Annotated in this window: 23 protein-coding genes; 9 read left to right on the plus strand and 14 right to left on the minus strand. The window is 55.6% G+C overall.

Annotated elements, in window-relative coordinates; all coding sequences use genetic code 11:
• Positions 1–32: 32 nt before the first annotated feature.
• Both FRD01_RS09570 and FRD01_RS09575 read left to right on the plus strand, forming a co-directional pair.
• A complete protein-coding gene (locus FRD01_RS09570; RefSeq protein ID WP_146959168.1) occupies positions 33–1,112 on the plus strand; it encodes a hypothetical protein in 1,080 nt (359 codons plus the stop codon).
• Positions 1,109–2,233: a glycosyltransferase family 2 protein gene (locus FRD01_RS09575; protein WP_146959169.1), complete on the plus strand. Its 1,125-nt coding sequence runs from the start codon at positions 1,109–1,111 to the stop codon at positions 2,231–2,233. Before FRD01_RS09570 ends, FRD01_RS09575 begins: the two co-directional genes overlap by 4 nt.
• Here FRD01_RS09575 and FRD01_RS09580 read toward each other — a convergent pair.
• The 7 genes from FRD01_RS09580 to FRD01_RS09610 all read right to left on the minus strand — a co-directional run bounded on the left by FRD01_RS09580 (position 2,230) and on the right by FRD01_RS09610 (position 8,661).
• Complete coding sequence (locus FRD01_RS09580; RefSeq protein ID WP_146959170.1) at positions 2,230–3,189, minus strand: hypothetical protein; 960 nt, start codon at positions 3,187–3,189, stop codon at positions 2,230–2,232. The two genes, FRD01_RS09575 and FRD01_RS09580, sit on opposite strands and share 4 nt — an antisense overlap.
• Complete coding sequence (locus FRD01_RS09585; RefSeq protein WP_249756144.1) at positions 3,186–3,806, minus strand: fumarylacetoacetate hydrolase family protein; 621 nt, start codon at positions 3,804–3,806, stop codon at positions 3,186–3,188. Before FRD01_RS09585 ends, FRD01_RS09580 begins: the two co-directional genes overlap by 4 nt.
• Positions 3,806–5,209, minus strand: a complete 1,404-nt coding sequence (locus FRD01_RS09590) for a DUF1192 domain-containing protein (protein WP_146959172.1) — start codon at positions 5,207–5,209, stop codon at positions 3,806–3,808. The genes FRD01_RS09585 and FRD01_RS09590 overlap by 1 nt, the downstream gene beginning before the upstream one ends.
• Before the next feature lie 96 nt (positions 5,210–5,305).
• Positions 5,306–6,769, minus strand: coding sequence for a 2-hydroxymuconic semialdehyde dehydrogenase (locus FRD01_RS09595; RefSeq protein ID WP_146959173.1), 1,464 nt, complete (start codon positions 6,767–6,769; stop codon positions 5,306–5,308).
• A 6-nt stretch (positions 6,770–6,775) separates the two neighbouring features.
• Positions 6,776–7,441, minus strand: coding sequence for a helix-turn-helix transcriptional regulator (locus FRD01_RS09600; RefSeq protein WP_146959174.1), 666 nt, complete (start codon positions 7,439–7,441; stop codon positions 6,776–6,778).
• Positions 7,442–7,449: 8 nt separating this feature from the next.
• Positions 7,450–8,271, minus strand: coding sequence for a pentapeptide repeat-containing protein (locus tag FRD01_RS09605; RefSeq protein WP_146959175.1), 822 nt, complete (start codon positions 8,269–8,271; stop codon positions 7,450–7,452).
• A complete protein-coding gene (locus FRD01_RS09610; RefSeq protein WP_146959176.1) occupies positions 8,272–8,661 on the minus strand; it encodes a hypothetical protein in 390 nt (129 codons plus the stop codon). It lies immediately after the preceding gene.
• A 147-nt stretch (positions 8,662–8,808) separates the two neighbouring features.
• On the opposite strand from FRD01_RS09610, the gene FRD01_RS09615 reads away from it, so the two are divergent.
• Positions 8,809–9,447 (plus strand): L-threonylcarbamoyladenylate synthase, encoded by a 639-nt coding sequence (locus FRD01_RS09615; protein WP_146959177.1) that lies wholly within the window; start codon positions 8,809–8,811, stop codon positions 9,445–9,447.
• A gap of 2 nt (positions 9,448–9,449) precedes the next feature.
• The gene (locus FRD01_RS09620; RefSeq protein WP_146959178.1) at positions 9,450–10,508 is read left to right on the plus strand and encodes a hypothetical protein; all 1,059 of its coding nucleotides are present in this window, start codon (positions 9,450–9,452) and stop codon (positions 10,506–10,508) included.
• 12 nt (positions 10,509–10,520) lie between these two features.
• Here the strand turns inward: FRD01_RS09620 and FRD01_RS09625 are convergent, their stop codons facing one another.
• The 7 genes from FRD01_RS09625 to FRD01_RS09655 all read right to left on the minus strand — a co-directional run bounded on the left by FRD01_RS09625 (position 10,521) and on the right by FRD01_RS09655 (position 18,188).
• Entirely contained in the window at positions 10,521–12,281 is a 1,761-nt protein-coding gene (locus FRD01_RS09625; protein WP_146959179.1) for a hypothetical protein, read from the minus strand.
• Between the two features lie 9 nt (positions 12,282–12,290).
• Positions 12,291–13,334 (minus strand): lysine 5,6-aminomutase reactivase subunit KamB, encoded by a 1,044-nt coding sequence (gene kamB, locus FRD01_RS09630; protein WP_146959180.1) that lies wholly within the window; start codon positions 13,332–13,334, stop codon positions 12,291–12,293.
• Positions 13,322–14,137, minus strand: coding sequence for a hypothetical protein (locus FRD01_RS09635; protein WP_146959181.1), 816 nt, complete (start codon positions 14,135–14,137; stop codon positions 13,322–13,324). The genes kamB and FRD01_RS09635 overlap by 13 nt, the downstream gene beginning before the upstream one ends.
• 6 nt (positions 14,138–14,143) lie before the next feature.
• Positions 14,144–15,658 (minus strand): zinc-ribbon domain-containing protein, encoded by a 1,515-nt coding sequence (locus FRD01_RS09640; RefSeq protein ID WP_146959182.1) that lies wholly within the window; start codon positions 15,656–15,658, stop codon positions 14,144–14,146.
• Between the two features lie 17 nt (positions 15,659–15,675).
• A complete protein-coding gene (locus tag FRD01_RS09645) occupies positions 15,676–16,254 on the minus strand; it encodes a polyhydroxyalkanoate synthesis regulator DNA-binding domain-containing protein (protein WP_146959183.1) in 579 nt (192 codons plus the stop codon).
• Positions 16,255–16,269: 15 nt separating this feature from the next.
• Positions 16,270–17,157: a hypothetical protein gene (locus FRD01_RS09650; RefSeq protein ID WP_146959184.1), complete on the minus strand. Its 888-nt coding sequence runs from the start codon at positions 17,155–17,157 to the stop codon at positions 16,270–16,272.
• Between the two features lie 119 nt (positions 17,158–17,276).
• On the minus strand, positions 17,277–18,188 hold the full coding sequence (locus FRD01_RS09655; RefSeq protein WP_146959185.1) for a decaprenyl-phosphate phosphoribosyltransferase: 912 nt from the start codon (positions 18,186–18,188) through the stop codon (positions 17,277–17,279).
• A gap of 152 nt (positions 18,189–18,340) precedes the next feature.
• Here FRD01_RS09655 and FRD01_RS09660 point away from each other — a divergent pair, with 152 nt between their 5' ends.
• From FRD01_RS09660 to FRD01_RS09680, 5 genes are all read left to right on the plus strand, one after another.
• A complete protein-coding gene (locus tag FRD01_RS09660) occupies positions 18,341–19,867 on the plus strand; it encodes a cellulose synthase family protein (protein ID WP_146959186.1) in 1,527 nt (508 codons plus the stop codon).
• Entirely contained in the window at positions 19,864–21,204 is a 1,341-nt protein-coding gene (locus FRD01_RS09665) for an MptA/MptB family glycosyltransferase (protein WP_146959187.1), read from the plus strand. Before FRD01_RS09660 ends, FRD01_RS09665 begins: the two co-directional genes overlap by 4 nt.
• 87 nt (positions 21,205–21,291) lie before the next feature.
• Positions 21,292–22,335, plus strand: coding sequence for a hypothetical protein (locus tag FRD01_RS09670; RefSeq protein WP_146959188.1), 1,044 nt, complete (start codon positions 21,292–21,294; stop codon positions 22,333–22,335).
• Between the two features lie 106 nt (positions 22,336–22,441).
• Positions 22,442–22,891, plus strand: coding sequence for a DUF4398 domain-containing protein (locus FRD01_RS09675; protein ID WP_249756146.1), 450 nt, complete (start codon positions 22,442–22,444; stop codon positions 22,889–22,891).
• The gene (locus tag FRD01_RS09680) at positions 22,888–24,006 is read left to right on the plus strand and encodes an OmpA family protein (protein ID WP_146959190.1); all 1,119 of its coding nucleotides are present in this window, start codon (positions 22,888–22,890) and stop codon (positions 24,004–24,006) included. Before FRD01_RS09675 ends, FRD01_RS09680 begins: the two co-directional genes overlap by 4 nt.
• Positions 24,007–24,046 lie beyond the last annotated feature (40 nt).

The following is a 24,046-nucleotide window of genomic DNA, read 5'->3' on the forward strand; positions in this document are numbered from 1 at the left end:
AGATGGCCTTAGGGAGGTTCATTGTGGCCCAAATGATGAGTTTTAGTTCGCCGGATCACCGGCTTGATTCCGAGTATTTCAATTCACCCGGTGGTTTTGCGTGGTGGTATACCGACCTCGTGAACGAGAGCGGGGACGGCGCAGTGATCATCTGGTCGTGGGGCCTTCCGTTCTTACCCGGCTACGCCAACGCAGAACGAAGCGGCAAAGCAGAGCTTCCTAGCTCGCGCCCAAGCATCAGCGTGGCCATCTACTCAAAAGGAAAGCCCGCTTTCTACTTGCTCCAAGAATTCACGGCGCAAGATGCGAGCTGGGATCAAGACGGGCAATGGCAGTTTGGTCGCTCGACCTTCACCACCAAGGTTGTGGACGGCGTGCGGACGTTGCATGGCTCACTCGATCTCGATATCCCTGGGACGAATGAGAGGCTCCAAGGCGAATACCGGCTCACCGCGCCAGCACGAAAAGAGTTAGGCACCGAGTCGCGCGACCCCACCCACGATTGGTCACCACTCAGTGGCCCCGCCCAAGCCTCTTTGCAGGCGACGATAGGCGACGAAGAAGTTCGAATTGATGGCCGAGGGTATTTCGACCGAAACGGAGGCACTCGAGCATTGCACAGACTTGGGATCAAAGATTGGCTCTGGGGGCGCGTGCCCTTGGCCGACCGAGAGCGAATCTACTACGTGCTCTGGGGCGAATCGGGCCAAATCGAGAGTCACGGCCTCGATATTCTAGAGGACGGCTCCACCATCACCTACCCACTCGAAGCAACGGTTCATCGTGCTAAATGGTCGTATACTGGCGTTTCGTATCCCACAGGACTCAGCCTTAGCTCGGGCGGCAAACCATGGTTGGAAGTGAAGCATCACCATACCGTGGATGAAGGGCCCTTCTATTTGAGGTGGATCGTTAGTGCCGAGACCGAAGACCAACGGGCCAAGGGCATCGGTGAGTTTGTCGTTCCAGACAACATCGACCAAGACCTCATGCGCCCGCTCGTGCGAATGCGCGTCCATGACCTCAAAGGGCCAAATTCGATGTGGCTTCCACTTTTTGCGGGTCCGGCTAAAGGACGCGTCAAGAGGCTCGTTCGGAGCCTCGTGTCATGAGCATGCTCTGGCTTCTTTTGGTCTTGCCTGCACTCGGCGCGCTTCTACTTACGGTTTTTAACGAGTTTGTTTGGCCTCGAGGCCGCATAGGCGCTCGTCCCGACGGCTCCATCAGCGTGCTCATTCCCGCTCGGAATGAAGCCATGAACATCGAAGCCGCCGTGCGCTCCGTCATGTCCGGCACTGTGAAACCCGACGAAGTCATCGTGTATGACGACGGGTCTACCGACAGCACTCCAGACATCCTCAAACGACTCTCAGAGGAGTTTAGAGAGCTTCGAGTCGAAAACGGGATTGGTCTCCCGCCCGGCTGGGTCGGAAAGCCTCACGCGTGCCACAGGCTCGCCGGATTCGCACGTGGCGACAAACTTCTCTTTCTGGATGCCGATGTGAGACTTCATCCCGAAGGTTTGCAGCGGATCCTGAGTATTTTTGAAGATTATGGCGCGAAGGTCGTGACCGCTGTACCGCGTCAGGAGATGGTAACCTTTCCGGAAAAGCTCGTCATGCCGCTTCTGCACATGACCTATACAAGTTGGCTACCAATGCCACTTGTATGGAAAACGAATGACCCTCGGTTTCTCGCAGCCAACGGCCAAGTCCTCGCCTTTGACCGAGACGCTTACGACCAAGTCGGTGGCTTCGAGGCCATCAAAAAGGAAGTCGTCGACGATATGGCGATCTGTCGGATCGCAAAAACCAAGAAATTGCGTGTGGTTTTCGCCGACGGACACTTTATCGCGACCTGCCGGATGTACCGAAACTTCAGGGAAATCTGGGAGGGGTTCTCAAAAAATCTTTACGAAGGGATCGGCGCACACCCAATCGGGCTCGTCTTCCTTGTCGCGCTCTACATCGGGACTTTTGTCGCCCCCTATCTCGGACTCGTGAGCTTCGCTTGGTCACAGACCTGGGGGCTCGCAGCCCTTGCAGGAGTGCTTGCGAACCTGAGCTTGAGATTCGTGCTCAGTATTAGACATGGACACCCCTTCGTCTCCGCCCTCCTTCACCCCGTCGCTGTGGTGGTGCTGATGGCCATCGCGATCAACTCCTGGTGGTGGAACACCAAGGGTGCAATCTCTTGGAGCGGACGGGTCTATCAGGCCAAAAAGAGCCGCTAGTTTCGCTCGAAGAATTCCAAGGCTCTTGACGCGATCAGCGCCGATTCGCCCTTTCCCGACTCTTCCAGAGCACGAAGAATGGAGCGCGCCTCCCACAACGATTCCTTGTCTCGGAACACGTTGTAAGTCGACGAGGCTAGCGCCTCATCGAGTTCCGCCCGTTGACCCAAGACGCCGCGGAAGATCGAGACTAGCTCTTCAGCCTGACTCGGCGTCCAACTCTCATAACCCACGAACTCCACCAACGACTCGGGGACTGGCTCAGACTCTTTGATCAGCGCTTTGACCTCATCCATTCTAAGACCAAGGCTAGCTCTAAGCGCCACCCAAGCTGCACTAGCTTCGGGTGAAGCAGCGGTAACAGCCTCCAGCTCCTCAACCTCTATCTCCGAGCGCAGGCGTTTTCCGACCTCATAGAGCCCACGGGCGCAGCGATACCATCCGAGCTTCTTCGAAGCCTCTGATACGGCAACCAATGCCTCCACAGACGGCCGATGGGACGCTAGAATGAAATCAACGGCACGCTGACTCTGATGGATATCCTCACCGAGCGCATCAGCCACAAACGTACTTTGTGTCTCGTCATCCGGCAAAAGCGCCTTGAAAAGAAAGGTACCCTCAATCTGCTCGCGCGCTTGTGCCAGCTCGCTGGCTCGCTCCACCACATTCTTCAGCTCGATTCCAAGCTGGCTTGAGAGTTTGTCGAGTGTGCCTCGGTAGAAGCTGAGCCCGAGCCTGAAAGCCCAGTAGAGTTGGTCTTGAGATTCATTGACAGGAAACTCAAAGACCACGGTTGTCTCGTCCGCTCGCGAGGTTCCAATATAGGGCCCAGCCTCTACTTGATACCGGCGCGCAAACATCACGAGACCATCCCATAGTTCTCGCGCGATGATCTTGGGAGTCAACGCGAGACCGGGATCCACCACTTCATATCGGATCTCAAGGGTCCGCGTCATGAACTGCGCTGGACTGGGTTTCGCAGCACACCTATGCCTTCGACCTCGACCTCGACAACATCTTGGTCGTGAATCGGTCCCACGCCCGAAGGCGTTCCCGTGAAGATCAAATCTCCGGGTTCAAGGGTCATAATGCTGGAGATGTACTCGATGCACTCACCCACCGAGAAGATCATATCGCTAACCAGACCGCGCTGACGCTCCTCGCCGTTCACACGACAAATCACGGCCTGGTCGCCAGGGATCCACTCGGAGAGCGGAACGAATCTTGGCAAAACCGGCGCAAACGTATCGAATCCCTTCGCACGGGTGTAACGCTTGTCTTTGCGCTGCAGATCTCTCGCGGTGACGTCATTGCCGCAGGTAAAGCCCGCCACATAATCGAGAGCCTCGGCAGCATTGACCTTCTTCGCGCGCTTTCCCATCACCACCACCAACTCGGCTTCGTGATGAACCTCTGAACTTTCTTCAGGAAGGACGATGGGCGAAGACTCCCCATGGAAAGCTGACAAGGCTTTCAGGAAGATCACCGGCTCCTCTGGAATAGGTTTTCCCTGTTCCAGAGCGTGGAGCCGGTAGTTCAACCCGATACATACGATCTTCGTAGGTGAGAGCACTATTCCTCTTTATTCGCTGCTTCGAGACGCTTTCGCTCAGCTTCGTTATGAGCTTCGATTCGTGCGATCTCTGCGTCGCGGTCAGCGATGAACTGCTTGAGTTCATCAAAGCTAAAGTTGAAATCCCAGGTGTAATTGCACTTTTTCTGAATGCTATCCGAGTCTGGGTTGAACTTTTCAGCCTTGAGCTCAGCCTCCGACTTCCAGTTACATGTCCACATCTGACGTTGCAGCGCGGTGACGTACTTCGGATAGTCGCTGTCCGGAATAAAGAGCTCGATCTTGTGGCCCTGATCAATGGTCGTGTCCACGTACACAGGCCGCTCTTCGAGCTTACCTTTGTCGTCTTTGACCCAGTACTTCTCAAAGGTCACTGGCGTCTTCAACTCTTCGCCTTTCTCGTTGAGAAGCGGATAGTTGTTGAACATCACTGTAGCGCCTGGAGGCGTAGTGTTGATGGTGACCTTTCCAAAATAATCAGTCTCGATATCCGAGCTCAGTCGAGCATCGTACTCAAGCTTGTGATCAGGACTGAGAGGGGTCAGGTTCGCCGTGAGATTGTACGTGAAATCTCCGCCTGGGTTCTCATTCCACATTCCCTGAGTCAGCTCCACATTGAGCGGTTGAAACCCTGGCGAGGTAATCTCAAAGAGTTGCTTCTCCTTGACCTTGAGGTTTTGGAACGGTGTTGAAGCCGTAAGAAGAACTTCGCGGAATTGACCGGACGATGTCTCTCCATACTGCAACTTGCCATTGAGCTTCACGGCAGCGTACTTCGCGTTTCCGCTGATAAACACGGTGCCAAAAAGTTCTTGCGCATCGAGGAGCTTTTGCTTGTGCTCCTCTTCAATGCGGCGTTTCTCAGCTAGTCGCTTTTCTTTAAGCTCACCACGGAAGAGTGCGCCGAGGTCGTCCACATCTCCCACCATGAACACAGCGCCAGCGGCCAAGGCGAGCACGCCGATCACCACGCCGGCGTAAAGCGCAGTATTGGATTTTTGAGGGGCGTCGTAGTCTCCCAAGTCCTCGGTTCCCAGATAGGGCGAGCTGAGGTCTACGTCATCGCCACCAGCAAAAATCTCAACCCCTTCAACCTTCTTCTTAGGCTTATCGGACTTAGGCTTCTCCGCTTTTTTCTCGGCCTTTGGCTTCTCAGCCTTTTTCGGAGCGGGCTCTTCGGCCTCTTCATCCTCAGAATCCTCGTCAGAGGTGTCTTCAACAACCTCTTCCTTTTTCTTCTTTTTCTTCTTCTTTGCGGGGACATCAAAGATTCCGCCGAGCCCAGCCATCACGTTCTCTGATGACTCATCACTCTCTGGGACTTTCGCATCATCCACACCCATCTCTGCAGCGGCATCGTCAACGATCTCGTCTGCACTCTTCTTTTTTTTCTCGTCGGACACAGCATCTCCTCGCAAATCCTTGAAACGGCGCGCAGACTAATCCCCAGAGAACATATGGTCAAGTCGACGCGCAGTCAGAGAAGCGCGGACGCCAAGTCAGTTATGTTTAATGCAGATATTCTTGGTCTCTGAGTAGAAGTTCAGCGAATACTCGCCCCCTTCTCGCCCGATACCGCTAGCTTTGCTTCCGCCAAAAGGAGTTCTCAAATCGCGCAAGAACCACGTGTTCACCCAGACCAACCCGGTTTCCATCGCCGCAGCGACTCGATGCGCGCGATTCAGGTTCTGAGTCCAAATTGCGGCGGCCAGGCCATAATCAGAGTCATTTGCGAGCGCGATGGCTTCGTCTTCGGAGTCAAAAGGCATGATGTGACACACCGGGCCGAATACCTCTTCCTGCAGACAACGTGCGTCATTGGAAAGCCCCGTCCAGATAGTGGGTTGAACCCACGAGCCTGCAGCATACTCGGCAGGCATTTCTGGAATACCTCCGCCCATCACCACTTCGGCCCCTTCTGATTTTGCCAGCTCGTAGTAGCTCAGCACTTTTTCTCGATGCCCTGCAGAAATCAACGGCCCCATCGCCGTAGCCGAGTCGAACGGATCTCCGAGCCGCAATTCTGATGCACGTTTGGCAAGTTCCTCGACAAACCGATCAAAAACTGAGCGTTCCACATAGACGCGCTCGGAGCACAAACACACTTGCCCACAATTCGAGAAAACGGACCGCATCGTACCTGCAATCGCAGCCTCAAAATCGGCGTCAGCAAACACAAGTGCGGGATTCTTGCCGCCCAACTCGAAACTCAACTTCTTCAGGCCAGACGCTGCGTTCCGCATAATCGCCTGCCCCGTCGCGCTCTCACCAGTGAACGTTATCGCAGCCACATCTTTATGCGTGGTCATCGCCTCACCCGCTGAGCCCGGGCCGAATCCGTGCACCACATTAAAGACGCCGGGCGGCACTCCTACGTCTCGCATGACCTCGGCCAACAAGGTAGCCGTCGCCGGCGTCTCCTCGGATGGCTTGACCACCAACGCGTTGCCCGCTGCAAGCGCCGGCGCGACCTTCCAGGTCATGAGCAACAAAGGAAGATTCCACGGACAAATCACGCTCACAACGCCCACGGGACGCCGAGACACGTAGTGCAAGGCCCCTAAGCCATCGGCCGTATCCTGATGAAATGCAGGAACTCCCATGGTTTTGATCTGGTCGGCAAAGATCCGAAAATTGGCGGCTCCACGAGGGATATCCACCGCCGAAGCCCAGCTCACGGGCTTTCCGGTATCCTCGATCTCGGCGCGCAAAAAGTCATCAAATCGCGCCATGATGCCGTCTGCCACCTTGTGCAAAAGGCTCGCTCGCTCACTGACGCTCAACTTTCCCCACGGCCCGCTCAAGGCTCGCTTCGCTGCAGCCACGGCCCGGTCGACTTCCTCGGGTCCCGCCTCCTCCACCTTCGCGATCACTTGACCCGTCGCGGGATTGATATCTTCGAAGGTCGAGCGCCCTCCACAGAATTCACCGTCAATGAACAATTTGAAGTGTTTCACTCTCATCCCCGCTCAAAAGAAAGACATCTGACCCGAATCCTCAGGCTCTTTGTCCTTGGCTGGCTTGACCTTCTTGATCTTCGACCAACCGCCAACCGGTTTTAGGTCAGCGATACGGCTGACCCTGAAAATCCGCTCGTCCCGGCGCATATGGCAATAGGCGTGTAGATAGGTCTCCGCCTCAAAGCTCAGGGGCGTGATGCGCCTGTGCGTCAACTCGCCACGATTCGCACTGTAATAGTCCAACTCAAGGTCTTGCCCCGTGGCGATAGCGAATCGGATAAGGTCGGGTGGACCCGACCGCGGGTCCAAATTCTCTACGTCCACCCCTTCTTCTACACGCCATTCCGGGTCGATCGCAGCACCGATCCAAAGCATCATTTCATACGCTTCGATCTCGATATCCATGACTTCTTTCGGGCCAAGTGTCGCAAGCGTCTTCTTCAGAATGGTCTCGAGAGTACGCTCGGGCGCATTGGAGCCGCCGGCCTCGCGCAGATTCTCCAGCACAAGGCAGGCAAGCGCCACCACAGCTCGCTCCGAAGGCGTCTTCAGCGTGACCTCGCCAATACTCTCGCCAAACGCCAAATCCTCTGGTTCACGCGGGTTTGCCCGCTGAAGGCGCTCCAGAATTCGCCCACGAATCGTGGGAATGCTCACTCGATCCAACTTATTCATGCTTCGCTCTACTTGACGTTCTTTGCCCCGACAAGGTCTTCGGTCAGGGCCTCTTTAAGGCGCGCCTTCTTGAAATTCGCGCCCTTCGCCGCCACGCCGGAAAAATCACTTCCGCGTAGATCGGCCTTCTTAAATGCTGCCTTCTCAATATCAGCACCTGAGAAATCGACAGCCTGCGCGAGCGCCTCGGAGAAGTCGGTCTTCCGAGCACCCGCGCCACTCAAATCCGCGCCTTCAAGCAGGACGCCCTTGAAGATCGCCCCACCAATCTCCACTCCGGAGAGATCCGCATCTTGGAAAATCGCGTCCAGCGCGTCCGCTTCGTGGAGCGACGCCCCGCTCAAGTCAGACCCCGTAAAATCCGTGTGATGCAATACCGATCCGGCCAAGTCAGCACCAGCCAATGAACACTCCATGAAGAGTGCCCCTGAGAGATTCGAGCCGCTCAAATCTGCACCGCTCAGGTCAGATCCGGAAAAATCAGACCCGTCGAGCTCCGCGGCCGAAAGGTCCGCACCACTCAAGTCGGCCTCGACCACCAATGCCCCTGAGAGCTTTGCGCCGTTGAGTACCGCACCTGCCAGAATGGCCCCGGAAAGGTTCGCACCCGTCAGATCCGCATCCATCATGTTGACGCCGGCCAGATTCGCGTTGACCAGCACTGCACCCGCAAGCTTGGCCTCACTCAAATCCGACCCAGCAAAATCCACGTCTTCGAAGGTATAGCCGGCGAGTACCGCGCGCTCTACATCTTCGACGGTCTCGATATCGTCGAAAGAAATCTCGGGAATCTCCGCAATCTCTTTCGTCTCTTTTTTCTTCTTCGCCATCTAGTCCTCCTCGTTAAAATCGAACGCTGTCTCGTCTAGCTCTTTATCCATCCTGTCTGGGTCTACCAGACCCCCGAGGCGCACCTGGTCGAGCATGGCCTCAGCCCGCTCCACTTCTCGGCCACTCGGCCGACGCGACTCGTAACGCAGCATGTCCTTATCCATTTCGAGCGTCTCGAGCTTGAGCTCGATCTCCTTGATCCGGGTCTTCACCTCCACAACGCGCTGCTCGGCTTCTGCAGCCAGATCGTGCATACCCTTTTGTTTCGCGAGGCCCACGCGGCGCTCCCAAACCGGCACCTCTTCGATCAATTTAGCCTTCTCCTCAGTGAGTTTTTTCTCATCGAGCATCAACTGCGTCATTCGAGCATGCACCACTGGGTCACTCATCACTGCCTCCTCGTCATGCGGCGAGCCTCGCCTTGGTTCATCGGCGCAACATAGCGGAGTTCTTTTGAACACTCCACCGGTATCACTGCTCTGGTTCCGCGTGACAAACGTGTTACAATTCGAGTCCCTCCTACTTGAAAGGTCGATATGAAGATTATCAAGATTCAAGAAGTCGCCGAAAACCCTGAACACATCAAAGCCCTGGCTAAGACGCTCGCCAATGGCGGACTCGTTTGTATGCCATGCCGAGGAACGTACAGAATACTCGCCGACCTGCTCAATGAAGACGCAGTGATCAACTTAATGCAGTCCAAGAGACGCACATCGAAGGCTCCTTCACTCGTCTTTGTGCCGAGCAAAGATCACCTTTCGAAAATCACGGATGAGGTGCCAAGCGTGGCCAATCAGCTCGCCAAGGATCATTGGCCTGGGCCGCTCACCATTCTTTTCGAACCCAGCTCAGAAATCCCGCGCTCGGTAGTCAAACAGCTGACCAAAGCGAACGGTCATATCGGCGTGCGGATCCCGGAAGACGAACTCATGGTTAGACTCCTTCAGGAGTTTGGTGGACCGGTGCTTGTCTCGAGCGCCAACAAGGAAAAGAAGGCAGGTGCGAGTTCACCTGCTCAGATCCGAAAGAATTTTGTCAGCAGAGTCGACCATTTTGTGGACGCCGGAGACCTCTCGGGCGATGGTTCCTCGACCATCGTTGAGATTAAAGACGGAAAGGCCCACGTAACCCGCGAGGGCAATATCTCATCGGAGCAACTCAAGAAGTATTGTTGAGTATGGCCAACGAAACACCTGACGAAAAACCTGACCTAAAGACCGACCTGATATCTCAGGCTGAACAACTCCTAACCGGGCTGAGCGCCGCAGACCGAGACAAACTCAAAGGCGATTTTCAACTCATCAAGGAGATTGCCCAAGCCGTGTCTGATGCTCACCCTCCGAGCATTCTACTCATTGGCGAGCCCGGGGCTCCTCTAGGCGAAATCCTGAGCCAGCTGGCCCCACTCTCAGATCCCCCTGAACAATGGGATATCCACCAAGAGATCGGGCGAGGACGCTGGCAGAATTGGAAATTGGAGCTCGGCGAGTTTCGCGTTTGTGATGCACGAAGCGAATCGCCGCATGAGTCGCTCCCAAAGGCCCTGAACTTCGAGCTCCCCGAGCTGATTCTGAGTGTCGTTTCTTCAAATACTCGCGCCCCGGGCCGAGTTGAGGAACTACAGATGGTCGTCGAGGGCGTGGAAGATCTGGCGAACAAGCTCCCATCGGGTGCGCTCGTCATTTGGCGGCCAAGTGCTGGGCGCGAGGTGGGAGATTTTGTGACCTTACAAGCGCTTAAACAGGCGTTTGTGGACCAGGGCATGGCCCGAGACGCCTTCCCGGTTGTTCAGCTCGCTCGCCCCGGAAAGCTCCTTTCAAGTGCGCTCGCGCAGCTCAATGAATCCCAGCGGCTCGGACTCGCCAGGATCTGCGGCGACCCGACCTCCAAGAAGGAAATCGCACAAGCCATCGTGCGCACAGCCACCTCGGTCAATGCGTCGATTGCCGTCGTCCCGATTCCTGTGGCTAGCTCACTTCCCATCACAACCGTTCAAGTCCTGATGATTTCCTCTATCGCGTGGTTAAGCGGCAGAGAGGTCAACGCCAAGACACTCGGAGAATTCGGTGGCGCACTCGGTCTCAATATCGGTGCTGCCCTCGCGCTGCGTGAGTTCGCGCGCGCTTTGATAAACTGGATTCCCGTAGCCGGTTCGGTAGTCTCTGCCGCGATCGCCGCAGCCGCCACGCAGACTCTGGGTAAAGCCGCTATCCGATACTATATCGACAAAGAATAGTCTGTAGGACTGCTACGTGAACAACGCGAGTCGCATGGAGTCGCCGTGAATCGACCGTGTGAGCAGCTCGATCGCCTGGCCCTGCAGCTTGTTGAGAGCCAACGTACGATCACAGAGCCAGGTTGCGCCCGAACCCGGCGAGGTCCGCACTGCACGAACGCGAATCGGAGGCCCGGTGATTGTAGAGTTTAGGGCCGAGAGGGGTACGTAGAACGGCGTCTGAACGCCCTCCTCAGTGTTCTGCACGGCAACGACAAGAGTCAACGTAGGAAACGGTGACGGCTCGTCTTGAGAAGGCTTCAAGAATGCATCGATCACCATCGGAACTGTGAGCACCGACTGAATCCCGGTCACCAAGATGAAATACTGCTCAGGCCTCGGCCGATTGCTCAAACCGAAAAAATGCCTCTCCCAAACCTCGCGGAAATTGGGGAAGAATCCGTCATACGAATCACGGATTCTCTGCAACATATCGGTCTGAGCCGCCTCATCCAACCCATCAAATTGTTCGCAAAGCCGCGAAATCACAGCGGCCGAAGCCCTCGTGATCGCATCTTCGGCGATCGGCAGCATCTCGGTGTCGATCGGCGCAAGGTGGACCCCAAGATTCGCAAGGTCCTCCGAGTAATCCAGAGTTGCGCCTTCGAGGTCCAAACTACCCAAAACAGGATAGCCATCGTCCTGAGGGATGGGCAATGTCCTTGAGAGCCCCACAAAAAGGTCGCGCAACGCGCCTTGCTCACGGACCGTCCAACAAACCAGAGGCAGTTCCCAAGGTAAGGTCGTCGGCTGATCGAGCCCGAACGCGTCCCGAGCGACCTCCAGAACCGAAACGCTCGGAGCCGGAAGGTCATGTAACATCATGCCAAACGCCCGCCGTTCATTCTGAGCGAGTTCGGACCATGCTGTCTTGATATCTTGAAACGAAGGCCAGGTGCTGAGCTCAGTCGATAACCACTTCTCTTGAACCTTGAGTGCGGCGAACATCGCATCCAGGAGCGCTGCCGCCTCACTGACGTTCGCACCACGAATCGCCCTCCCCGCGTGCTTAAAGTACGAGTGCGGAGTCAGCCCAAGGCTGTCCCAAAGAAGCTCTACAATCAATTCCGAGGTGGACTCCCATTTGGTTTGACCAAGTGAAGTCCGAAGCGCCGTGGACACACCCTTAAACGCCTCAATATCCTGAATATCCTGCCACTCAGGCCATGCAGCGCTGCCTTTTAGAGCCCCTCGGAGTTCGTCGGATATCTCCACATCAAACGAAGTCTCTTGTCCCAAAAGGGCGGCAATCGACTCCAGCCTCGACGTAAACACACCAATCTTTACCGACACATACGAGGGCACATCTACCGCTCGAACAGGCGCGTTTTCGGCCTTCTTCGCGATTTTCGTGGTTAAACTCTTGAGGCTCTGCTCGTCCCGTGTCTTGAGCGCCAGCGTCATCGAAAGGCTTGAAAGCCCAAGAACTTGGGCGATGGGACGGCCCAACGTGGCCACGATCTCCGCATCGCTAATCCTCCCGATTAACTCCTCATTGAGTTTGAGCACCTGTGGTTCATCTTCGCTCAGGCTCAGCGCTATGCGCCTTCCGCCTTCAAAGATGGTGGGCTCGTACTCGATGCGCTGCATGAGTTGATAGAGCGTATCGAGCCGACTTGTCTGCTCCTCGGGCTCAACACCCGCTTCAGCCAAGAGATGCGCAAATAGATCGAGATGCGTATCAAAAAGCTCACGAACAATGCGTCCAATTTTATCTTGAAGTGTCTCAGACACTGTCACTCCTTATCGTGCACGTCCTCGGGAGTGTAAGCCATGATTCGGATTGAATATAGTTATTTCCGGCCATAAAGCGTCAAAGCTTGCCAGCAAGGCTTCCTCCGAAATCTTCCAACCCGTTATCGACGTTGGATTTACGCTGATTCCAAGCACCTTTTGAGAGGCCAACACTCGGACCTGCCAGTGGCGCCTAAACTTCTGAAACCGAGATGCGTCCGCGTGAATCGAGGTGCCATCTGAGACCAAAAGCGTTCCTTTCGAGCGCGCAGCCATGAGCCCATCGAGCACCTTGTCGGACACAAGCCCCGGAATTGCCACAGCATCTTCGCCTGCGCTCAGACTTCCCTTGAGCTCCTTGAGAGCAAGCAACGCAGAACGCGCCTGAAGCGGCCTCGGTGGCTCCGTTTCGCCGCCAACCATCACCCGCTCCTCGCGCATACTCGCCCGCAACAACTCGCGTTCCCATTCGGTCTCGACCTCAGGCAGCCTCAAACGCTCCACAAGCTCGCGGGTCTTCGCGATCACCTGGTCTGGTCTAGGACTGATAATGGCCCCCGTTGAGACGATCACGGAATCTACTAAGTCCGCGTGTGCTGCGGCCACGCGCCCATAGGCGCCATCGATAAGAACCCGTGTGACGCCATGCGCCTCAAACACGCTCATAATCTCATGAAGGTCCGCCCGCTGCCGAACACCGGCGAGCATCAAATCACCCGCCTCAAGCACGCGCGCCAAAACGGGTCGACCCAAAGGAGTCTCAAACGAGAGCGGCTCCACAAACTCAAATCGTGCGTCACTCTGGTCAAACGCGGACCTGACACTCACGCACCACATCCCTTCCACCACCCTGACCGGAGGTTTTGGCGTCCCGATGAGATAGTCACTGGTCTCCCCATCGATACCGATCGAGCAAACGCCAAGCTCAAACTGGTCGCGAAACTCTGCCGCATACAGCTCGATCATGAAGTTTAGCGTTGTGGTTTTCCCACAATTCTTGGCCACTCCAATCACCGCACTTCTTTGGCCAGAAAAGAGATTCAGTAGCCCCACGGTGCTGTCCTCTGTTCTCGAAGCTCCACCAGCAGACTCGCAAACTCTTGGATCATCGCATGCAGGTCGGTGGCAAATCGCAGCTTACGCAAGACGTCCACGTGCAAGGTTGGCATCATCTTCAAGGCAAACCCCGTTGGAATGTATGGGTTCTGCACCAGGGCCTCGCGCACACGCATCTCGCGGAACCACTGATCAGACTTCATGACTTCGCGCAGAAGCTCTGATTTGGTCGGGCGTCGCGCTGCGATGACGAGCACGTCTTGAAGTCGAATATGGGGATTGGCCAGAACCTTCTCGATGACGAGAGGACTCGACTCGTAAATCAGACGCTCCAAAAACCTCCGATCGGGCCCCGCCGCAAGCTGACGCCTCTCCCCAAGAGTCACTTCTCGGCCAATTGGCATGCGCACTTCCGGCAGTCTGGCGTTCTCACCCATCGCTCGGTGTGCTGGCAAATCTCTCAAAAGAAAAAGGACCGCTTTGCGGTCGCTCTCGTGGGCTGCCAGGTAATATTCTTGGAGCGTTTCATACTCGTCATGCTCTCGCAGACCCACCAACCATGCGGCGCACGTCAACATGGCGTCCATCTCGGCCTCTCGGCCCCAGAGTGCGCCTCTGACGAGTTGATCCATGAACCAAACGGCAACGTCGGCCTCCAGGCTTCGTATGCCTTCGTCGAGCTTAGCTCGGCGCATTGCGAGCTCGGGAAGACTCGTAATCGCTCTCACGACCCTACGGTAGTGCTCAGCAACCGGGTCCGGCGCGTCGACTTCCCCCACAAGGTCTTGATCGACACTCATGCAACCTCAAGGCGATACGACCTCAACTTTAACGCCAAATGCACCCCCGTCGAGCACCGTTTGTGGAACGTCAAAGATGATGCTTTGAACTGGCTGAACCCCATTGGAGCCCACGGGCTTTGCCGAGTCCGGGCTAAGCCCGCGCAGGTCCTCGATAGACTTCGCCCCAGAGATATCTGCGAAGGGAATCTGACGCCCTGCGGATACCGTGGATTCTCTCAGCACTTTTTGGGTCTCGTCGGTAATCATCACGCGAATCTTGGCCTCGCTGACTTCCGAGTCCGAGCTGTTGAACGCCACACCGCTCACTACCAAGATCTGGTCGCGGCGACCGATCGGGACGAGGCGGGCAAAGACATCCTGCACTTCAATCGCAGGAACTTCAGGCACTGGAGGCGCTACCGGCTCTGGAATCCACTCCGGGCGAGCTTCAAACGTCTTTCCCTGGAAGCCCACCTCAAGCATGTGGTCGATCCGAGCGAAATCCAGAACGCCGCCAGATTTAAACGCCACAAAACCGAGCACACAGGCCACTGCAATCAGCAGAATGAAGAGGAAGTTCGAAAACTTCTGGAAGCCACCACCACCCACGCGGTGCGGCTCAAAGTCGAGGTCATCCACCACCGCTGCCTTCTTGGGCGGACCAGAACTCTGCAAGTCCTGTGGACGATTCGGCGCTGCCGCCGGAGCAACCCTTTGCGGAGCCACAGCTTGAGGCGGGGCCTGTGCCGCTGCAGGTGGAGCCACAACCCTACCCGAATTCGGGTCAAACGAAGGAGAGTCGTGCCCGAAGTTCGGGTCGACCAAGTCTTCGGCGGACCCGAACATAGCATTCGGATCGACGTGTTGCTCAGCGGGTTCAGGCACCTCAGGGAGAGTCGCCATTCTCGGCGCCGCCTTCGGAACCGGAGCTGACTCGATATCAAATTTCGGTTTCGGTAGCGGTGCTACAGGACCTCCCATGGGAGTTCCGTGATGAGCTCTCGAAGGCAACTGCTTCGGAATCGCACTCTCATCATCAATACTCGAAGCTTGCTGAAATGCGCCCGCGAACGGATCAGGGTCTTCCTCGGCCACCGAAACAACGGACGGATCCTCGCCGTCGAACAAGTCGATGCTCGGTTCTTCGAGCGCGGGAGGTGGCGTCATCGCGGACGCGAACGGGAAAGGATTGTAGTCGGGCGCAGCACTCTTGGACTTGCGCTCAGATACAGGCAATCCAATCATGGTACTTCGAGGGTCAAACCCATCCTCCTCCGCTGGCATCGGCTTGCCCTTCACTCCGGGAAAAACGTCGTCGAGGCTATCTGCAACACTTTCCTCAAACAAATCCGAGAGGTCTTGAGTTGGAGGATCCGCGACGCCTTCATTCTTGTAGAAAACCTCAGCTTCTCCTTCCCCTGTCAGGCGGACCCGAAAGGTATGTGAGCATTTTGAGCAACGAACCTTCGACCCTTTTGCAGACATCCGCTCAACCGGAAGCTGAAACGTCGTACTACATTTTGGACACTCGATGACCATACATCGTCCTTGGTTTTTCAGGGCAGGTCTTTGAATGGATCATTCGCTGTCACATGGCGTACCGGCTGCCCATCGCGCAGATTACCCTCGAGCCGTTGCACCATCTTTTCCAAATGCTTTACGCGCTGCTCAAGTTCCTGAACCTCGCGTCGCATCTGAGGAATATGTGTCAGTTGATCCACTGCATCTTTGAATCGCTCGTCCATCCGATTCTGCATCTCGTCTAGGGAGCGCTGGGTGGACTCGATAAAATCTTTGACCGCTTTGCCACTCTCCTCGAGCGCATCGGTCTTCCGTTTCACTTCGTCTTTAAACTGGCTTACCGGATTCTGAATCTTCTGGAAGATATCCTCGCCGGACTGCTGAATGATGTATCGTAATGATGCCAGCGGAAGCAGGCGTTTATGCGCCTTTTCCTGCTCAAAGATAATCTGGGCCAGCGTGACGTTCGTCAGATCCTCTTTCGTCGAGTTATCGATAATCCGAATATCCTCGCCGTCACGCACCATGTCCCTAATCTCCTCAAGGGTGATGTAGGTACTGCGTTCGGTGTCGTAGAGTTTACGATTCGAATATCGTTTGATGATTTTTGTCATACCGCCTCGGGTGGTTCAGAAATCCACACCGACAGCGAGCGACGCCTGAGAGACGTCGGCAAAAACACCCTCAAGCACGAAGTTGAGAATCCACACGTTCAAGCGCGCACCCACAAAGAATCGGTTCGCCTGCGTGTTATGCTGCTCAAAGACAAACTCTGGACTGAAGGTCGAAGAACCCATGCCAGACGGATTGTCGAGGTCGAACTGAGGAGGCCGCGGATCTTGCGGATAAGCATTCAAAAGGCGGCTCGACCCGATGGTGAAGAGCATCTGGTAGCCAAGATATGGCGTCAGCGTCATCACACCGCTAATCCCAAACGCCTTCGACATCGACATATCACCGCCGGCGTTGATCAAGTTCAAATCCGGCGAGCCCATCACGGTGTTCACACTGCCGCGTACGGCGAGATCCGGGAAGTAGTAGAACCCTTCGTTAAGCGCCCATTTCAAGTCCGCACCAAGCGCGAACATCTCGGAGTTGTAGAGGTAGCCAAAATTACCCGCCAACTCGAACGAGAAGGGCAAGCCCTTTCGAACCTGAAGGAACGTGGTGAACATGGTGCCTGGGTCTTGGTCTTCAAGACCGACCTGCCAGTGTTCTTCCTCAGTAGGGATGAAATTCAGAGACGTGATGATATTGACCGCGAATCCGGCCTCACCAAGCGTTTCTGCGGGCGCAGCAATGCGCGGGGCCATCAAAAGCCCCATATCACCCACCATATTTTCAAAGAGCACCCTGTTCGGCTGCACGATGCCACAGGCGTTCGGACAGTTGCCGAACTCTTGCGGGTCAAACGTCGCAAATCGAGAGAGTACAAGATCGTTATCGAGCGCGGATGCAGGGGTCGCTGCTAATACGGCAACCAGACACACCATCACGTTGAGACTATGTCGAAGCATCGAACAATCCTCCAGCACAAAGAGTGCATCGGGTGAGGTCGCAAGGACGGAACACCCTCATCTAGCACCGCACGCAAAAAATCGTCAACACTCAGAGGGTGAGCGCCGCGAATTTAAGCCTAAAGAAAATAAAGTACCGTCATTACACCACCCCAGACTACCAAATTCGCCACAAATGGGATGTCTCGCAAAATCAGCTCCGTCGGACTTTCATCTGTATCCTTCGAGAGAAGCAGGTAGAAGCGCGTGATTCCAAGCACCGTAAACGGAATGGTCAGGGGTAAGTACGGGCTATGAAACGGCGTGTACACTGAGCGCAACGGCTGATCGGGCAACGAGGAACTCAGCGTGTAAATCGTATAACTCGCAATGGTTAGACCCGAGACAAAGAGCACCGCAAAGTTCAAATGCTCCGAATTATAATGCTTGAGGACCTTCCGGACCTCCTCTGCACGCCCAGACTCCACGAGCTTGAGCTCGTTCATTCGTTTGCCGAGCGCGAGATAGATGGCCAGCAGGAAGGTACAGATGATGAGCCAATTCGACATCAGAACATCGATGGCCCAAGCGCCGGCCATCACACGCATCACAAAGCCTATCGCGATGATCGACACATCCAGATAGGGCACGTGCTTGAGCTTGAACGAATACGCCAGATTCATCACCAAGTACGCACCGAGAATCGCCCCAACCCTCCAATCCAACACAAACCCCAAAATCACTGAACCAGGGCCCAGAACACCCGAAAGCACGCGCGCAAAACCCACGCTCAGGTCGCCAGCCGCGATCGGACGGAACTTCTTGACCGGATGACGCCTGTCCTTCTCCACGTCGAAGAGATCGTTCATGGTGTAGACCGCGCCCGCCACCAATGAAAAAAGCAGCGCCGCCAAAAGCGCCTGAAGGGTCAACCCAATATCGACAAACGCCTTGGAAAAAAACAAAGGCGCGAGCACGAAGAGGTTCTTGATCCACTGGTGTGGCCGAAGAGTCCGGATAATCGCGCGTGGTGTGGAAGCAGGTGTACTCATCACTGACTTTCTTAGAACAAGGTCCGTCCTTATAAGGACTAAGAACACCTTTTGTCATCAAAATACCTAAATCTTGCGTCCTGATGCGTGACCAATGCATCCACTTTGAGTATGTAAACGGCGTTGGTCTTTTCTGGTGAAGTGGAAGTTCGATGGTTGACCAGGGATATTCGTGGATCCATTTAGCGATCCTGGGCGGATATTTTTTGATGTTGGGGTTGCTCGCGTTTTACGGGTCACACCGCTATCTCATGGTCTACCTTTACAAGAAGTACGTTGGAAACGACCCGGAGCCGGCCGGCTTCTTTGACCCGTCAGACCTCCCGAAAGTCACGATACAACTGCCTCTTTTCAACGAACGCTACGTGTGTGAACGGCTCATCGAAGCCGTTGCCGCGATCGAATACCCACACGACAAGCTCGAGATTCAGGTGCTCGACGATTCAACCGACGACACCACGGACATTTGCCGAAAGGCGGTCGCGCTGCTCAGGGCCCGCGGCATCCCAATCACCCATATCCACCGCGTCGACCGCACCGGATACAAGGCAGGCGCACTCGCGGAAGGCCTCAAGACCGCAACCGGAGAGCTGGTCGCCATCTTTGACGCAGACTTTCTTCCAGAACCCGACTTCCTGCTCAAGAGTGTCCACCATTTCTGGGACCCTAAAGTCGGCATGGTTCAGGCCCGTTGGGCTCACCTTAACCGTGACTATAGCTTGCTTACACGGGCCCAAGCCGTGCTCTTGGACGGCCATTTCGTGATCGAACACACCGCACGAAACCGCTCCGGGCGCTTCTTCAACTTCAACGGAACTGCAGGAATATGGAGGCGCGAAGCCATCGACGAAGCCGGAGGATGGGACCACGACACGCTGACCGAAGACCTCGACCTTTCGTACCGCGCACAACTCAAAGGGTGGAGATTCATCTTCCTTAGAGATTTGGCGGTCCCAAGCGAGCTCCCAGTGGACATGTCGGCGCTAAAATCCCAGCAGCATCGCTGGGCAAAAGGCTCGCTTCAAACGGCTCGAAAACTTCTTCCAACCATTCTTAGAAGCCCCCTTCCCTTCAAGATCAAACTTGAGGCCTTCTATCACCTCACTGCAAATATCGCCTATCTCTTGCTGGTCGTACTCGCCCTCTTGATGCCGATTGCCACAGTTATCCGACTCCACGAAGGCTGGTGGATTACACTCTTTGTGGACCTGCCGATTTTCCTGGGCGCCACATTCTCAATTTGTGTCTTCTACTGGACCTCACAGCGTGAGCTTGGCCGCGGCCGCCTCGAGACGCTCAAGCTCCTCCCGGCCGTCATGGCTCTCGGTATCGGCATCTCACTCAATAACTCCAAGGCCGTTATCGAGGGCATCATCGGACATCAAAGCCCATTCGTACGCACCCCAAAGTACAACATCACTTCCGGAGAGGCTTGGACTACGCGGGTCTATCTCAAGCCTGGGAATCTCTTGAGTCTTTTGGAATTCGCCTTTGCCGCATGGTTCACGCTATCGATCTTTTTTGTGATCCTCTTTGAGCCCGGCGGACTCTTCAGCCTGCCGTTTCTGCTCCTCTTCCAGGCGGGCTTCCTTTACGTGGCCATGACGAGCCTGATGCACACCATCAAATCGCTTCGGGCGCGCCGAATCCTAAGACTCAGCGCCGAGCTCGAGGCGTGATTCGGCTCCTTATCCTAGCCTTGATGGTCTCGGCACTTCCCCTCCTTGGCGCGTGGCCGGCCGTACTCCTTGCAATCTACGCCTTGGCGTTCATCCCCTATTTCGCGCTTTTACCTACGCGTGAATCACACTCAGCCATTTCATGGACGTGGTTGCTCGGTGCGGCCCTACTCGTGCGAATTTGGCTTGTGTTCTGGCCACCGATTCTCTCGGACGACCTCTTCAGGTACGTCTGGGAAGGCCGAGTTTTTGTCGCTGGACTAAACCCCTTCGTACTCGCCCCAAATGCCGACGAGCTCGCCTTTTTGAGAGATTCGGAGATTTGGCCCAGCATCAACCACTCACATATCCCAACCATCTATCCGCCGGTTGCGCAATTCGTGTTCGGCCTCAATGCGTTGTTCGACGGTGGAACGACGAGCTTGAGACTCATCTTCGTGGCGTTCGAACTCATCTTGACGGGACTTATCGTCAAAGAGCTGCCTGCGCTAAGGCGATATCAATTCTGCCTGATCTACCTGCTCAATCCCCTGGTCATCACCGAACTCGCCTGGAGCGGGCACCTCGATGCACTCGCCTATTTGAGCGCACTTTGGGGGCTCTTGCTCTGGCTAAATCGACGTTCGGTGGTATTTGTAGGACTGGTCCTCGGCCTGAGCATCTCCACGAAATTCCTCGGGGTCATGGCCCTCGCTCTCATTCTTCTTACGCCGGGCCGAAGTCTTGGCCAAAAGGCGTGGGTCGCCCTCGTGTCCGTGACCACGGTCGGAGCAACCTATCTACCCTTCGCGGAGGCCGGCCCCGATCTCCTGGCTGGTTTCGGGACCTATGCGGCCTCCTGGCGCTCAAACGATATCTTCTTTCGGGCAATTTACTCGCTCTCAGAAACCGTACTGACGCTTCCCGACGGCCAGAAAGTCGTCTTCGATTTGCCGCAAGGAAGCTTGGCGTCAGACCAGATTAGCGCAACTCTCGGCAAGGCCTTCGCGGTCCTTGCGATGTCTTGTGCCTTCGTCTGGTCGGTCACGGTGATCAGGCGGCCCGCACAGGGCTTCTTGCTCCTGATGGGGACGCTACTGCTCTTCGCCCCAACGGTTCACCCCTGGTACGTTGCGTGGCTGGTTCCATTTGCGGCCGTTGCAGAGAAGCCCGAAGACACCCCAATGGCGCGCGCTGCCTTGATCTGGAGTACTTCGGTGATCCTCGCCTACCTCGCGTGGCTTTCGTATGGAAACGGTGGCGCATGGCACACCCCGAGTTGGGCCGCGTGGGTTCAGGGTGGTCTCGTTTTGTTCGCACTTGCGACCACCCGAGCTAAGCCGCATCTGAATTCTTGAATGCCGGAAGCCGAAAAATTCCCGAAATGAATAGACGGCGCCCCTAACTCGTCGTAACACGAGACAAACTGGAATTTAGGAATGCCAATGAGAATCGTACTTTTTTCAGCACTAATCGCCCTTCTCCTCGTCCCAGGCACTGCAATGGGCTGGGGAAAAGGCTCCGGCAAAGTCAGCTCAAAAGACCTCGTCCCCAAGATGAGCTCTGAAGAAGGCTACTCGGAGCGCTACACCTTCGCGGTGGACCTCGAGGACGGCGGTCACGTTGGTGTGGATTTTACGATTTCCAACCTCGGCTGGGGTTCCGGCCACGGTGCCGTGCAAGTACGCGTCAACCTGCCCAATCAGCCCAAGTACAAGTATTCAGAAAAACTCGATGAAGGCGAATGGTCTTACTCAAAAGGCACGTTCGGCATGAAAGTGGCGAACACCGAGGTCAAGCGAGTGGGAGACGGATTCAGAATCATCCATACAGGCGCCAAGCCCTTTGATCTGACCTTCGACAACAAGATGCCCGGCTGGAAGCCAGGCTCGGGAAGAATCAAGGTCGACGGCGGATACTACCAGTATAACCTCATCGCCCCACGCGCCGACGTCTCGGGTACCGTCGCGGGCAAAAAAGTCAGCGCTTCTCGCGCAGGCTACGCAGACCATGTCGCCACCAACGTCGCTCCTTTCGACCTCGCGACGCGTTTCATGCGCATGCGCCACTACAACGGCGATATTTTCGTGATCTGGCGTGAAATCACGTTGACCAAGGACCACGGCGGAAAATCGCTGACCTGGATGATGGTAGGTTTTAAAGATGAGATCGTTTTCTCTGACGCGCGGGCGCGTATGCGTGAGGGCAGCATCAAGGTCGACCCAAAAACCAAGTATCGCGTACCCCTCGCCGTGCAAATCGACGGAAAGTCTGGAGATGACAGCGTAAAGTTTGTGGCGCGCGGCAAGAAGTATAAGCGAAAAGACCTTCTCGATGACTATGGATCCGTAGTCAAAGTGGTGGCTTCAGCGGTTTCCGAACCTATCCAATACACCGTGGACGTAGAGTACCAACTCCAGATGACCATCAAAGGCGTGACCGCCACCGTGTCGGGAAACACGGCATTCGTGGTTGACCAACTGAACTGAGGGGCGTTTTCATGGACCGTTGTGGTTGACACGAAATTTTTCTGTCTGCTACATGTTTCGAGGCTTGTCCAAAGTATTGCGAACGCCAAAAGGCAAGGTTAGCGCCATGAGAAATTCCTCGAAGGTGTGGTGGACTCGTTCAGCACTATGCTGTCTGGGCGGATTAACTTTCGTGTTGAGTGCGTGTGGACCCGTTCAGTCCACACAAAGAGTTAGTGAAGCAGCGGTTGCGCTAGAGCGTGCTCGTGTGGCTGAGGCTGACCAAAAAGCGCCTTACGAATATTATAGTGCCAAGTTCTATCTGCATAAGTCGCGTGAAGAATGGGGTTATTCGGATTTCGAAGCCTCGTATGACTACGCGACGGAGGCCAAGAGAGCTGCGGAAGCCGCACTTTTGAAGGCCAAAGAGGATCCCTGGGCCGGCTCTCCAGTCAATCCCAAGATCAAGCCCGTCACCATGCGTGATACCGGTCGACGCGAAGGAAATCCTGCAAAGGATCCTGTACTCGCTGAAATGCCTGAACCCAATGAAGTACTTGAGGGAGGCGAACAATGAGACGTGTGATCATCAGCGGGCTCGCCATTTCCACGCTCTTCTCCCTCGGCTGCACCACCGGTGCAACGCTTCGTGGACGAGCGCTGGAAATTCAAGAGATCAATAAAGACATCCACGTTCGGGCGTACAATTGCGCGCCGAAGCATATTGCATTTGCCGAGTCGAATGTTGAGTTCGGGCTTTATGAGCTCGGCCAGGGCAACTTCGTCCGCGCCCGTGAGCACTTGGACCTCGCCGAAGAAAATGCGAGATTGGCTGATAAACTCTCGGATTTCGAGAAGTGCGTCGACCAAAGCGTGGCCGTGGTGGTGGAACAGAAAGAAGTTGTTGAACTTGAACCAGCGCCTGGCGATCAGGACGGTGATGGCATCCTCGACGATGTCGATCAGTGCCCTCTCGATCCGGAAGACTTCGACGGATATCAAGACGAAGATGGTTGCCCAGACCCCGATAATGACGGTGACGGCATCCTCGATATCAACGATCTCTGCCCGAATGTCGTTGAAGATAAGGACGGCTTCCAAGATGAAGACGGATGTCCTGACTTCGACAATGACCTCGACGGAATCGCGGATATCAACGACCAGTGCCCAATCGCGGCCGAAGACTTCGATGGCTTCCAAGATGAAGACGGGTGTCCGGACCCCGATAATGATGGTGATGAAATCGCTGACCTTATCGACGAATGTCCGTTCGAACCTGAAACCTACAATGGCCATCAGGATGAGGATGGATGCCCTGACAAGGAGCCGAAAGCCAAAGTGGACGGCGGACAGATCCGACTCAATGAGAGCGTCTTCTTCAAGACCGCCAAGTCGGACATCCTTCCGCAGAGCTACCCGCTACTCAACGAAGTGGCGCAGATTCTCAAGGATAATCCGTCCATCAACATTCGAGTCGAAGGACACACGGATAACCGTGGGCGCGCAGCCTACAACAAGAAGCTCAGCGACCAACGTGCCGCAAGCGTCAGGACCTACCTCATCCAGCAGGGTGTGGAACCAAGCCGCATGACTTCCGTAGGCTTCGGTCTTGAGCGTCCGATCGATGATAATACGACGGAAGCCGGCAGAGCTGCCAACCGACGTGTTGAGATTCACATCACAAGCCAGTAAGGTGGCGCGTCTAATGGGGCTTCGGCCCCACTTTTCTTTC

Origin of the sequence: Microvenator marinus (genome assembly GCF_007993755.1) — a bacterium.
GTDB lineage: Bacteria > Myxococcota_A > Bradymonadia > Bradymonadales > Bradymonadaceae > Allomicrovenator > Allomicrovenator marinus.